This window comes from Streptomyces sp. NPDC056503, from assembly GCF_042794995.1.
Classification (GTDB): Bacteria; Actinomycetota; Actinomycetes; order Streptomycetales; family Streptomycetaceae; genus Streptomyces.
On record NZ_JBHTST010000005.1, the window covers coordinates 55376 to 67782 of the forward strand.

The following is a 12407-nucleotide window of genomic DNA, read 5'->3' on the forward strand; positions in this document are numbered from 1 at the left end:
CGCGTGAGCCAGCCCCGCCGCACCCCTCGTCGCCGCGCGTGGACGGCGCTCACGCTGCCCGCCCTCCTGTGCGTACTCGCCGCGTGTTCCGCCGCCCCCGCGGCCGGCGGGGGCGACGACGCCGTCGGGCCCGCCCGGGACGCCTCGCCGACGCCCACCGGACCGCCGGGCACCCTGTTCGACGACTTCGACTACACCGGCGCCGACGACCCCTCCTTCGCCGCGCACGGCTGGGAGGTCCGTACCGGCGGGGGCGGCCCGGGGATCAAGGACACCTGGAGCGCCGACGGCGCCGCCTTCCTCTCCGACCCGACGGCCGAGGGGGGCAAGGTCCTCCGGCTGCGCTCCTCCACCGACGGCACCGAGCGGGGCACCACGCAGGTCGAGGTGCAGACCACCAGCCGGAACTTCTTCACGGGAACCTTCGCCGCCCGGGTCCACCTCAGCGACGAGCCCACGAGCGGACGCGACGGCGACCACGTCGTCCAGACCTTCTTCCCGATCTCCCCCTCGGACTCCTCGGGGAACTACAGCGAACTCGACTTCGAGTACCTGCCGAACGGCGGCTGGGGTTCGGTGGGTCCGCAGCTCGACAACGTCAGCTGGCACAAGGCCGACCCGCCGGACCGGGTCCACCACACCCTCAAGCGGCGCCTCGGGGGCTGGCACACCATGATGATCACCGCCATGGACGGAAAGGTCGTCTACTCCCTGGACGGCAAGAAGCTGTTCACCAGCTCCGGCAAGTACGTCCCGCGCGAGCGGATGGACATCCACTTCAGCAACTGGCTCATCGACCTCCCCTTCGCCGGCGGCCGGCGCACCTGGGACATGAAGGTCGACTGGGTCTACTACAAGGCCGACGAGGCCGTCTCCCCGGCGGACCTCCGGGAGACGGTGGACGGCTTCCAGGGCACCGGCACCGACCACGTCGACACCGTCCCGAAGCCCTGACCCCACCCGCCGCGCGGATGCCCCCTCGACGTGCCGCCCGCCGAACGGCGACGGCACCGAGGCGGACGCCGACGTGCCCGGCGAGCTCCCCGTCCGGGGCCGCCCCGACCCGGTCGAGGCGCGCTCCGGTCGGTCACGGGCGCTTGTCCCCCACCGGTTCCCCAAAACGGTCAGGGGCCGTTTCAGATTGCTCTGAAACGGCCCCTGACCTGCGACTCTTTCAAGTCGGGACGACAGGATTTGAACCTGCGACCCCTTGACCCCCAGTCAAGTGCGCTACCAAGCTGCGCCACGTCCCGTTGCCCGTCTGACCTGGGGTTTCCCCCGGCCGTTCGTGCATGAGAACCATACCGCACTTCCCCCGATGGTCACGAACCGCTTTGCCGGGGTCACTCCGGGACGCGGTGCCGAGCGACGGCAGGTGCCGGTGGAACGTGGCAGAAAGTCGCCCATGGACACAGGCGCCCCAGCGGACTCCATGGCTCCAGATCACCCTCAACACAGTCGGAAGTGATCGTCAACGGTACCTGTTTCAGACAAAGATGGGGGCGATATTGATCCACCCCGGAAAGATCAACACCATAAACAGGTCGGCCTGTTCGGGACGGGACCACCGCCGATGCACCACCTGTCCGCACCCCGTCGGACAGGCGTTTCGCAGGGAGGTACTCGTATGGACAGCTACTTCAGCAGCCGGCTCCATCATCAGCTGCGCGAGACCGTACGCGGCTTCGCGGAACGGGAGGTGCGGCCGCGCATAGCCGAGATGGAGGCCTCCCGCACGGTCCACCACGAACTGTCCCGGCTCATCGCCGAGCAGGGCTGGCTGGGCGCGACGATCAGCCCCGAGTACGGCGGCATGGGGGCCGGACACCTGGCCAAGACGATCATCATCGAGGAGCTGTCCCGGGTCAGCGGCGCCATGGGCGCCATGGTCCAGGCCTCCCAGCTGGGCACCGCCAAGATCGTCCATTTCGGCTCCGACGCCCAGCGCAAGACCTGGCTGCCGAAGGTCGCCACGGGCGAGTGCCTGCCGACCATCGCGGTGACCGAGCCGGAGTCCGGCGGCCATGTGCTCGGCATGGAGGCGAGCGCCGTCCGGGACGGCGACGACTACATCCTCAACGGCAGCAAGATATACGTCGGCAACAGCCACGTCGGCGATCTGCACGGCGTCGTGGTCAGGACCGGCCCCGGGTCCAAGGGGCTCACCGCCTTCCTCGTCGAGTCCGACCGCCCGGGCTTCCGGCTCGGACCGCAGCAGCCCGCCATGGGCCTGCACGGCTTCAGCTTCGGCGAGCTCGTCTTCGAGAACTGCCGGGTGCCGGCCACCAACCGGCTCGGCGACGAGGGCGACGGCCTCGCCGTCGCCTACTCCTCCAGCGTGCTCTACGGCCGGGCCAACCTCACCGCCGTCTCACTCGGCATCCACACGGCGATCCTGGAGGAGACCACCCGCTTCGCCACCGAGCGGATCCGCTACGGCCAGCCCCTCTCCGAGCTGCCCACGGTGAAGCTCAAGCTCGGCCAGATGCAGTCCCGCCTGATGACCGCCCGGCTCGCGGCGTACCACGCGGTGCACCTGCTCGACCAGGGCCTCTCCTGCGACACCGAGCTGATGAACGCCAAGCTGGTCAACGTCGAGTCGGCCATCGACTCGGGCCGCAACGCGATGGAGATCCACGCCGCCGCCGGCCTCTTCGCCGACCGCTCCATCGAGCGCTACCTCCGCGACGCGCACCACATCTTCGCGCCGGCCGGCACCTCCGACATCCAGCTCCTCCGGCTGGGCGAGGTCGCCCTCGGCCAGGACAAGGGCAGTTGGTCGGAGCGGCTCGCCGAGCTGGTCCGCACCCCGGAGCGGGAACCCGCCGCCGTCTGACCGAACGGGGCGGGGGTCCGTACGGCGTACCGTACGGACCCCCGCCTCCGCGCGACGCGGATCAGAACACGCCGTCCTCGCGCCGGTGGATCTGCTCGACCAGCTCCGCCGCCATCTGCTTGATGGTCTCCAGGCCGGCGCGGCCCCAGGGCCGGACGTCGGTGTCGACCACGCAGATCGTGCCGAGTGCCACGCCCGTCCGGTCGATGAGCGGCGCGCCCATGTAGGAGCGGATGCCGATCTCGTCGACGACCGGGTTGCCGGCGAAGCGCGGGTAGTCGCAGACGTCCTCCAGGACGAGCGCCTTCCGCCGCACCACGACGTGCGGGCAGTAGCCGTGGTCGCGCGCCATGAAACGGCCGACGCCGCCCGCCCCGGCCGCCGCCGCGCCCAGGTCGCTGCCCGAGTGGGAGCCGCCCGGGGTGTGCAGTCCGGCGAAGAACTGCCGGTTCTCGTCGATGAAGTTGACCATCGAGAACGGGGCGCCGGTGATCTCGGCGAGCCGCTGCGCGAACTCGTCGAAGGCCGCTTCCGGACGGTCTCCGAGGCCGAGTTCACGCAGCCGCCGGACCCGGGCCGGGGCCTCCTTGTCGATGGGGGTCAGGAGGAGGTGACCCGTCGGGTCGTAGGTCATGGCGTGACTCCGAAGCTCGGCTCGCTGGCCGGTGTCGAGTTGAGGAGGTGCTGGACGAGGGTCAGCAGCGTGCTGATGGCGGAGCTGGAGATCCTGGCGTCGCAGAGGACGATCGGCACCAGGGAGTCGAGGTCGAGGGCCTGTCGGATCTCGTCGGCGTCGTAGCGGAAGGCACCGTCGAACTCGTTGATCGCCACCACGAAGGCGATGCCCCGCCGCTCGAAGAAGTCGATCGCGGAGAAGCACTCCTGGAGGCGGCGGGTGTCGGCGAGGACGACCGCGCCGAGCGCGCCCTCGGACAGCTCGTCCCACATGAACCAGAACCGCTCCTGGCCCGGGGTGCCGAAGAGGTAGAGGACGTTGCGGTCGTCGAGGGTGATCCGGCCGAAGTCCATGGCCACGGTGGTCGTGGTCTTGTTCTCCACGCCCTCCAGGCTGTCGGTGGCGGCGCTGACCGAGGTCAGCAGCTCCTCCGTACTGAGCGGTTCGATCTCGCTCACCGCTCCGACGAAGGTCGTCTTTCCCACGCCGAAACCACCCGCCACCAGGATCTTCAGCGCGGTGGGGAAGGGGTCGGCCGCGAGACCGCCATGGCGTTCAGAGCCGCTGTCGTAGGCCATCGAGCACTGCCTCCAGCAAGGAACGGTCGGATGGATTGGCGTGGAAGCGGGGGGCCCGCGCGGTGAGGGCCCCGCAGTCCACGAGGTCGGAGAGGAGGACCTTGGTGACGGCGGCCGGCAGGCGTAAGTGCGCGGCGATCTCGGCCACCGAGGTGGGCCCGTCGCACAGCCTGAGGGCCAGGCCGTGCTCGGGTCCCATGTGGGCCTGCGGTCCTGAGCCGGTCGCCATCACCAGGGAGAGCAGGTCGAGCGAGGTGGTGGGCCGGGTCCGTCCGCCGCTGACGGTGTACGGACGGATCAGCCGGCCGGCCGCGTCGTCGAGCCAGGGCCCTTCCTGTGGAGGTGACGCGTTCACTGACCGAAGCCACCCGCCGCGGTGGCCGCCTGCCGGGCGGGCGTCATCAGGTACGGACGGACGCTCTTGACCAGCATCGCCATCTCGTAGCCGAGGACGGCGGCGTCGGCCTCGCGGCCGGCGAGGACGGCGAGGCAGGTGCCGGATCCGGCGGTGGAGACGAAGAGCAGGGTGGAGTCGAGCTCCACGACGACCTGCCGGACCTCGCCGCCGTCGCCGAACCGGACGCCGGCGCTGCGGCCGAGCGAGTAGAGCCCGGAGGCGAGGGCCGCCATGTGGTCGGCCGCGTCGGGGTCGAGCCCGTGGACGGATTTCACCAGCCCGTCGGAGGAGAGCAGGACCGCGCTGCGGGTGTAGGGGACCCGCTGGACCAGACCGCTCAGCAGCCAGTCGAGATCCGAGGAATGGCCGTTCGGCACATTGCTCGTCATCGTGTATCTACTCCTTGTGCGCGTCGCCGTGACGCAGCGACTCCTGGGGGGTGGGCTGGGATTCGGCGAGGCCGATCCCACGCTGGAAAGCGGCCATCAGGCCGGGGTCGTGCAGGGCGTGCTCCTCGGCGGGACGGGCCTGCGGCTCGTCGCGCAGCTGGGGGACGAGGTGCTCCTGGGCGCGCCGCTTGGGCAGGTCGGGGCGGCCGGGCGCCTCCGCGCGGGACACCGGCGGGAGCGCGGAGCCGAAGCCCGCGGGGGCGAAGGGGCGGTCCGGCGCGGGGGGCGCGGCCGGCGCCACGGGGGCGGGGGGCTGGTAGACGTATCCGGCCGGGGCCGGCGGCTCCGTGGACACGGGTACGGGGGCGGGGTTCCCGGCCGGAGGGAGCGGCGCGGCGGGGGCGTCGCTCCGGAGGTGCGACGGCTGGACCTGCGGGACCTGCGGGACCTGCTGGACCTGCTGGACCTGCTGGACCTGCTGAGCCTGCGGGACCTGTTGGACCTGCGGGATCTGCTGGGTCTCCTGGACCTGCTGGGCCGGGACCTGCGCCGGAGTCCGGGGCTGCTGGTGCGGCGGCGTGGGACCGCCGACCGCGGCGGTCTGGCGCTCGTGCTGGGCGAGGCCCTCGGGGTCGGCGCCGAGGAGGCCCTGCGGGAGGACGAGGACGGCCTGGATCCCGCCGTAGATGTTCGACTGGAGGCGGACGGCGATGCCGTGGCGCCGGGCCAGGGCGGAGACCACGAAGAGGCCGATGCGGCCGTCCTGGAGCAGGTGCGCGACGTTGACCTGGTCGGGGTCGGCGAGCAGGGCGTTCATCTTGTTCTGCTCGACGACGGGCATGCCGAGGCCGCGGTCCTCGACCTCGATGGCGAGCCCGGCGGTGACGTACTGGGCGCGCAGCAGCACGGTGGTGTGCGGCGCGGAGAACACCGTGGCGTTCTCGACGAGTTCGGCGAGCAGGTGGATGACGTCGGCGACGGCGTGGCCGCGCAGGGTGCCGTCGATCGGCGGGACGAGCTTGACCCGGGGGTACTGCTCGACCTCGGCGATGGAGGAGCGGAGCACCTCGGTCATGGTGACCGGGCTGGACCACTGGCGGCGGGAGATCGCGCCGCCGAGGACCGCGAGGTTCTCGGCGTGGCGGCGGATGCGGGTGGCCAGGTGGTCGACGTGGAAGAGGCCCTTGAGCAGCTCGGGGTCCTCGACCTCGTTCTCCAGTTCGTCGAGGAGCTGGATCTCGCGGTGGACGAGGGACTGGAGCCGGCGGGCGAGGTTCACGAAGACCTCGACCTTCTGCTCGTTGCCGACGCTGCTGGAGAGCCGGGAGGCCTGGACGACGGCGGCGACGGCGGCCTCGTGCGAGCGGGTCAGCTCGGCGCCGAGCCGGTCGAACTCGTCGCCGCCGACGGTGTCGAGGAGGGCGGGCCGCGGGGCCAGCTCCTCGCCGCGGCGCAACTGTTCGATGACCGTACGGAGTTCGCCCTGGGTCTGGGTGGCGTCGCGGCGCAGCGCGGCGACCCGGTCGAGGACGGCCCGGGCGGCGCGGTCGGCGCCGAGCGCCGCGGCGGTCACCGAGGCGACGGTGAGGGCGGCGGCGCCGGTGAGGGCGGCCCACAGGCCGGGCGTCGGGGCGGTGCCGGTGGAGCGGAGGGTGAAGAGCACGGCGGCGGCGCCGCCGAGGGCGACGGCGACGGCGGGCAGGACCGAGGTGCGCAACAGCTGGGGGCGTATGCGGACTTCAGCGGGAGCGGCCGTCGCGGGTCTGGCCTGGCCGGTGCCGGTGGTCGTGGTGCGGGCGCCCGAACGGCCGTGCCGCCCGCCCTCGCGGCGGTCGGACCGCGAGGAGGGTGCGCGAAGTTGTGACATGGGTGTCCTTGGTACGTGCCCGGGAAATCGGCGTACTGAGGGGTACGTGCGGGTACTCGTGGATGGGGGGTGTGCGGGGGAGGCTGCGGATGGGGACGGCAGGTGCGATGAGCCTACCGATGATCAGCGACCACACACTGTAGTCGTCAACCGTTCATGTGTGGTGCGCAGTTGGCAAACTTGCCCGTAGACCTGCGGAGTCTGCTATCACCACCCCTGTGACCGGCCGAGATCGATTGGCCGAAAGTCGCCAGCTCGGAAGGGGAGTTGTTCCGAGCGGAACCGTACGAAAGAGGGCGGAGAGGCCAATTGACCTCTCCTCTCTGCGGAAACGCGCCCGGCCCGCGCACGAGCGGAATCCCCCGGAGGGGGTCCGGCCCGGCTTTTCCGACCCCGATCGTGACGGAGCGTGAACGCTTGGGGGTGGGGCGGGCCTGCCATCCTGGTGCCATGAACGCCGAAGACGTCCCGTCCGCCCGCCCGCTGCTCGTCGTGGACGGGGCCAACGTCGTGGGCTCCGTGCCGGACGGCTGGTGGCGGGACCGGCGGGGCGCCGCGGAGCGCCTGCGGGACCGGCTGGCCGCGTACGGCGGGCCGGCCGACGGGCCGTACCCCGGGCCGTACGAGATCGTGCTGGTGGTCGAGGGGCGGGCCCGGGGGGTCGAGTCCGTGCCGGGCGTGCGGGTGGAGGAGGCCGCCGGCAGCGGCGACGACCTGATCGCCGAGCTGGCCCGCCGGGCCCACGGCCGGCCGTGTCTGGTGATCACGGCCGACCGCGGGCTGCGCCGGCGGGTGGAGGAGTCGGGCGGTCGCTGCGCGGGCCCCCGCAGCCTCCCGGGGCCGGACGGCCCGGCTTCCGGAGCGCGGGTGACCGGGGGTCAGTGACGCTCGGGCAGGTCCCGCTCGGCCGGCAGCGGCGCGGGTGCGGCGGTGCCCGCCCCGGCCACGGAGCGGGCGGACGCCGCCGGCGCCGGCTTCGGACCGCAGAAGGCCGCCTCCAGCGTGCCGCCGAGCGCCGTGTTCGCGGCGCCGTGGTTCGAGGTGTTCGCCACCGCCGACAGGCTGCGCCGGCCGTCGCGGGTCGAGAAGGCGTACGTGTAGAAGCCCTGGACCGTGCCGGTGTGGCCGTACACCTGCGCGCCGCAGGACAGGTCGTAGCGGCGCAGGCCGAGCCCGTAGAAGCGGGTGTTCGTGGTGTCGGTCGGGGTGACCGTCGTCATCTCCTCCAGCATCGCCGGGGAGAGCAGCCGGCCGCGCATGAGGGCGCTGGTGAAGGTGTTGAGGTCGGCGGGGCTGGAGATGACCGCGCCGGCGGACTGCGCCCAGGAGACGGTCTGCTCGGTGGAGTCCACCAGCGGCTCCCCGGCCGCGTCCGGGTGCAGGTAGCCGCGCACGCGGAGCCCCTTGATGCGGGTGTCGGGGTGGACGTAGGAGGTGGCGCGCAGCTTCAGCGGCTTGAAGATCCGCTGCTCGTAGGCGCGGTCGACCGGCCGGCCGGTGAGCTTCTCGATGAGCATGCCGACGACGACGAAGTTGGCGTTCGAGTAGCGGTACGAGACGCCGGGCTCGGTGGTGCGCGGCTCGCTCAGCGAGAGGTCGACGAGCTCCTGGTAGCTGAAGACCCGGTTCCGCACGGCCTCGAAGCCCGGCACGGTGTCGGCGAACATCGCGTTGGTGTAGTCCGCGAGGCCGCTGCGGTGGGTGAGGAGGTGACGGACCGTGATGCGGTCGTCCGGCAGCAGCCCGGGCAGGTACCGGTTGACCGGGGCGTCGAGCTCCAGCCGTCCCTCGTCCACCAGCTGGAGGAGCACGACGGCGGAGAAGGTCTTGCTGACGCTGCCGATGCGGAAGCGGGCGTCGATGTCCATCGGCGCGTCCGCGGCGCGGTCGCGGACTCCGGCGGTCAGGCTCTCGACGCCGTCGGGACCGGAGAACCGGGCCATCGCGCCCGGAGCGCCGTTGGCCATGGCCGAGTTCAGGGCGGCGGTGATGCCGGTCAGGTCCGGGGCGGGGGTCGACGGCACCGTCGCGGAGGCGGGGGCGGAGGAGAGGGGCGCGGCGCTCGCGGTGGCGGCGGGCGCGAGTCCGGCCGCGAGCGCGGCGATCAGGGTGGCGGCTGCGCCGGCGGTCAGACGGCGGTGGGAGGTCAGGGACACGATGAATCCTCGGCTGCTCACGTGGTGTTCGGCGCGGCGCACGCCCTCCGTGGCCGCGGGGCGCGGGCACACGCGCCGGCGACGCCGGCCGTGCCCCGTGCCTACCGATCATGAGGGTCTTCGGCGCCGAAGGGTTCCAGGCGCGGGGCGACGCGTCCGGGAAATCCGCGCACGGTCCGTGGGAGGTGCCTCGTACGGCCGAGGGGCCCTCCCGTGGTGGAAGGGCCCCCGTCGACGTCAGAAGGTCTGCCGTCCGGCGCCCGGCAGGCCCTGGGGGGACGGCAGCGGCAGTCGCCGCTCGTCCGCCGTTTGGCGCGCGTCGGCGCGGCAGGTCAGGTCGGCCGCGGGCAGCCGGCCCGTCGTCAGATAGGCCGTCGCGGTCGCGTCGGCGCAGGACCCGGAGCCGTAGACACCGTGTCCCTGGCCGCCGAGGACGGTGACCATGCGGGCGCCCTTCATGACCCGGCGCAGGCCCTGGGCGCTGAAGAGCGGTGTCTGGGAGTCCCACTCGTTCTGGAGGATGAGCGCACCGGTGGTGTTCTCCACCCGGGTGGCGGGCTCGGCGCCCTTCGGCCAGAACGCGCACGGCTTGATGTGCGAGCCGACGTCGCCGTACAGCGGGTACGCCGCCCCGTCGCGGACCGCGTCGCGGCGGTAGCGCTCCGGGTCGCGCGGCCAGGCGCGGGTGTCGGCGCAGACGACGGCCCAGAAGCTCGCGTCCATGTTGTCCGCGGGGACCTCGGCGGCGAAGGACGGCGGGGCGGGGCGCTCCGGCGCGGGGCGCCGGGACGGGGCGGCCGACGGGGCGCCGCCCTCGGCGGCCGTCCGGAGCCGGACGACGAGTTCGGCGGCGCCCCGCGGGTCGAAGAAGGCGGCCCGGGCGCCGATCCTGATGTCGTCGCCGGTCAGGCGTGCCCCGTCGAACTCGATCGGGGTGCGGTCCGCCCGGGCGACGAGGTCCCAGAAGGCCGCGCCGACCTCGTCCGGGGTGTCGCCGAGCCGGTACTCGGCGTCGCGCCGCGCGGTCCAGTCGGCCCAGCGGGTGAACGCGGGCTCGGCGCCCTCCGCCCACGACTGGATCATGCCGCGCCAGATCCGCGCCGGGTCGACGGCGCTGTCGAGGACGAACCGGTCGGCGCGGCGCGGGAAGAGCTGGGTGTAGACGGCGCCGAGATAGGTGCCGTAGGAGTAGCCGAGGTAGGAGATCTTCCGCTCGCCGAGCACGGCGCGGACGAGGTCGAGGTCGCGCGCGGTGTTCCGGGTGGTGAGGTGGGGCAGGACGGCGCCGTTGCGTGCCCGGCACTTCTCTGCGACCGTCCGCGCCCAGCGCACGTCCTTCCGGAACGAGTCCGCTTCGTAAGGGCGTTGCCAGTTCAGCTCGTCGCCGGTGAGGTCGCAGCTCACGGGCGAGCTGCGGCCGACGCCGCGCGGGTCGAAGCCGATGAGGTCGTACCGCCGCTTCACGGCGTCGGGCAGTTCCGGCGCCAGCCACAGCGGCATGTCGAGGCCCGAACCGCCGGGGCCACCGGGGTTGAGCAGGAGGACGCCGCGCCGGTCGCGGGGGCTGGTGGCCTTCGTCCGGGAGATCGCGACGTCCAGCCTGCGGCCTCCCGGGTCGGCGTAGTCGAGGGGGACCTCGATGGTCGCGCATTCGAGCCGGGCCGTCTCCTCCGGGCCGCAGGGCGCCCAGCGCGGCTCCTGCCGCGCGTAGGGCGCCAGCGCGTCGGTGGTGGCGGTCGCCGCCGGAGGGGCGGGGGCGGCGACGGCGGGCGTCAGGGCGGGCATGAGCGCCGCGACGGCGGTCAGCGCCACGACGGATGCTATTCGGTTACCCACGGGGCGTCAGTTCCTCAGGGGTGCGGAGGGATCGGTCCGCAGCACCCTTTCGCGGATCGGAGCGGCGCGGAATCCCACTGCGGGGCCGGATCGTCTACGCCCGGAGGAGGAGTCGGCACGGGCGGAATGGTCCCTGGGGAGGTGGACGCGTCCGGCCGTTCCCGCGTCCGGCCCCGCGGGCGGCGCGAGAGTTCAAAAGGCGCTACTGGTAAGGGAGTTGACCGACCGGGCGCCATCCGTCGCGGAATTGTTTGACCGCGGCTCCGGCGGTGAGGCGGAGGACATGGAGAACTCGCTGCGTCTGATGATCGCCCTGGGCGGCGCGGTGCTGCTCGCGTACGCCGTCGTACGGGTCGCGGACCTGGCGGCCCGCCGCGCGGACGCCCGGCGGCCCGGCACACCCCTGTGGGGGCTGCTGCGGCGCTGTCGGGCGCCGCTCTTCGTCGTCCTGTTCACGGCGCTGCTCGGATGGGCGGTGCGTCTCACCGAGTGGGCGCCCGCGCAGGACCACGCCGAGACCGTGGCCCGGATCCGGGTGCTGTGCCTGATCGGCAGCGGCGCCTGGCTGACGGTGCGGTTCGCCTCCGCGCTGGTGGAGTCCTCGTACGCGCGCTACGCCGGGCGCACGCCCGACCGGGCCCGGGTGCGCCGGGTGCGGACGCAGGTCACGCTGATCACCCGGGTCGTGTCGGTGGCCGTCGGGGTGATCGCCTGCGCGGTGGCGCTCGTGACCTTCCCGTCGTTCCGCGCGCTGGGCACCTCGCTGCTCGCCTCCGCCGGGATCATCGGGATCGTGGCCGGCGTGGCGGCGCAGTCGACGCTCGGCAACCTCTTCGCGGGCTTCCAGATCGCCTTCGGCGACATGGTCCGGATCGGCGACACCGTCGTCGTGGACGGCGAATGGGGGCTCGTCGAGGAGATCACCCTCACCTTCCTGACCGTCCGCACCTGGGACGAGCGGCGGGTCACGCTGCCCGTCTCCTACTTCACCTCCCGCCCCTTCGAGAACTGGTCCCGGGGCGGCGCCGAGATGACCGGCACGGTCTTCCTCCACTGCGACCACACCACGCCGGTGCCGCTGCTCCGGGAGCACCTGCGGGGCTTCCTCGACGCGTGCCCGAGCTGGGACGGGCGCGGCTGGGACCTCTCCGTGACGGACACCTCCCCCACCGGCATCACCGTCCGCGCGCTGGTCACGGCGAAGGACCCGGACGAGCTGTGGACGGTGCGCTGCGCGGTGCGGGAGGAGCTGGTCCGCTGGCTGGCCCGGGAGCACCCGGCCGCCCTCCCGAAGGTGGTCACGGGGCAGGCGCCGGGGCCCTACGGACTCCCGGAGCGCGACGACCTCCCCGAACGCGACAGCCTCCCCGAACGCGACGGCCTCCCGGAGCGCTCCGGCTGACGGCCCGGACCGCGGTCACCCGCCGCAGCCCCCGCAGCCTCCTCCGCAGCCACCGCAGCCACCCCCGCCACTGCCTCCGGCCCCGCCGTCCTTGTCCTTCTCCTTGCCCGGCGAGGAGTCAGGCGAGGAGTCGAAGACGGTGCCGAGGAAGGCGCAGACGAGCACGACGACGACGATGACGACCACCACTTCACCCACGGTTCCCCCTTGCCGCACGGTGCGTTGTTCCCCTGCCCGGTTCCTACCCGGCCGCCGGACGGGTCAGAGCTC

At 72.9% G+C, this 12407-nt stretch carries 12 protein-coding genes and 1 tRNA gene; 4 read left to right on the forward strand and 9 right to left on the reverse strand.

Annotated elements, in window-relative coordinates:
* The first annotated feature begins 3 nt into the window (after window positions 1-3).
* On the forward strand, window positions 4-954 hold the full coding sequence (locus ACFQ8C_RS02510) for a glycoside hydrolase family 16 protein (RefSeq protein ID WP_383451479.1): 951 nt from the start codon (window positions 4-6) through the stop codon (window positions 952-954).
* A gap of 225 nt (window positions 955-1179) precedes the next feature.
* Here the strand turns inward: ACFQ8C_RS02510 and ACFQ8C_RS02515 are convergent.
* Window positions 1180-1253, reverse strand: a tRNA-Pro gene (locus ACFQ8C_RS02515).
* Window positions 1254-1627: 374 nt separating this feature from the next.
* On the opposite strand from ACFQ8C_RS02515, the gene ACFQ8C_RS02520 reads away from it, so the two are divergent.
* On the forward strand, window positions 1628-2836 hold the full coding sequence (locus tag ACFQ8C_RS02520; RefSeq protein ID WP_383451481.1) for an acyl-CoA dehydrogenase family protein: 1209 nt from the start codon (window positions 1628-1630) through the stop codon (window positions 2834-2836).
* Between the two features lie 61 nt (window positions 2837-2897).
* On the opposite strand, the gene ACFQ8C_RS02525 is transcribed toward ACFQ8C_RS02520, so the two are convergent.
* The 5 genes from ACFQ8C_RS02525 to ACFQ8C_RS02545 are packed head-to-tail and all read right to left on the reverse strand — an operon-like array spanning window position 2898 to window position 6743.
* Complete coding sequence (locus tag ACFQ8C_RS02525) at window positions 2898-3470, reverse strand: GAF domain-containing protein (RefSeq protein WP_383451483.1); 573 nt, start codon at window positions 3468-3470, stop codon at window positions 2898-2900.
* A complete protein-coding gene (locus ACFQ8C_RS02530) occupies window positions 3467-4090 on the reverse strand; it encodes an ATP/GTP-binding protein (RefSeq protein WP_383451485.1) in 624 nt (207 codons plus the stop codon). The genes ACFQ8C_RS02525 and ACFQ8C_RS02530 overlap by 4 nt, the downstream gene beginning before the upstream one ends.
* The gene (locus ACFQ8C_RS02535; protein WP_383451487.1) at window positions 4068-4445 is read right to left on the reverse strand and encodes a DUF742 domain-containing protein; all 378 of its coding nucleotides are present in this window, start codon (window positions 4443-4445) and stop codon (window positions 4068-4070) included. The genes ACFQ8C_RS02530 and ACFQ8C_RS02535 overlap by 23 nt, the downstream gene beginning before the upstream one ends.
* A complete protein-coding gene (locus tag ACFQ8C_RS02540) occupies window positions 4442-4876 on the reverse strand; it encodes a roadblock/LC7 domain-containing protein (protein ID WP_383451489.1) in 435 nt (144 codons plus the stop codon). The genes ACFQ8C_RS02535 and ACFQ8C_RS02540 overlap by 4 nt, the downstream gene beginning before the upstream one ends.
* Window positions 4877-4883: 7 nt before the next feature.
* Complete coding sequence (locus tag ACFQ8C_RS02545; protein ID WP_383451491.1) at window positions 4884-6743, reverse strand: sensor histidine kinase; 1860 nt, start codon at window positions 6741-6743, stop codon at window positions 4884-4886.
* A 450-nt stretch (window positions 6744-7193) separates the two neighbouring features.
* Here ACFQ8C_RS02545 and ACFQ8C_RS02550 point away from each other — a divergent pair, with 450 nt between their 5' ends.
* A complete protein-coding gene (locus ACFQ8C_RS02550; protein ID WP_383451493.1) occupies window positions 7194-7628 on the forward strand; it encodes an NTP pyrophosphohydrolase in 435 nt (144 codons plus the stop codon).
* Here ACFQ8C_RS02550 and ACFQ8C_RS02555 read toward each other — a convergent pair.
* Together ACFQ8C_RS02555 and ACFQ8C_RS02560 are read right to left on the reverse strand one after the other, a co-directional pair.
* Entirely contained in the window at window positions 7622-8899 is a 1278-nt protein-coding gene (locus tag ACFQ8C_RS02555) for a serine hydrolase domain-containing protein (protein WP_383451495.1), read from the reverse strand. The genes ACFQ8C_RS02550 and ACFQ8C_RS02555 overlap by 7 nt on opposite strands.
* A gap of 237 nt (window positions 8900-9136) precedes the next feature.
* The gene (locus ACFQ8C_RS02560) at window positions 9137-10684 is read right to left on the reverse strand and encodes an alpha/beta hydrolase (RefSeq protein ID WP_383451602.1); all 1548 of its coding nucleotides are present in this window, start codon (window positions 10682-10684) and stop codon (window positions 9137-9139) included.
* Between the two features lie 334 nt (window positions 10685-11018).
* Between ACFQ8C_RS02560 and ACFQ8C_RS02565 the strand changes: the two genes are divergently transcribed.
* Window positions 11019-12137 carry a mechanosensitive ion channel family protein gene (locus tag ACFQ8C_RS02565; RefSeq protein WP_383451497.1) on the forward strand — a complete coding sequence of 373 codons (1119 nt, stop codon included), beginning with the start codon at window positions 11019-11021 and terminating at the stop codon, window positions 12135-12137.
* Window positions 12138-12152: 15 nt separating this feature from the next.
* On the opposite strand, the gene ACFQ8C_RS02570 is transcribed toward ACFQ8C_RS02565, so the two are convergent.
* The gene (locus ACFQ8C_RS02570) at window positions 12153-12335 is read right to left on the reverse strand and encodes a hypothetical protein (protein WP_383451499.1); all 183 of its coding nucleotides are present in this window, start codon (window positions 12333-12335) and stop codon (window positions 12153-12155) included.
* Between the last annotated feature and the right edge of the window lie 72 nt (window positions 12336-12407).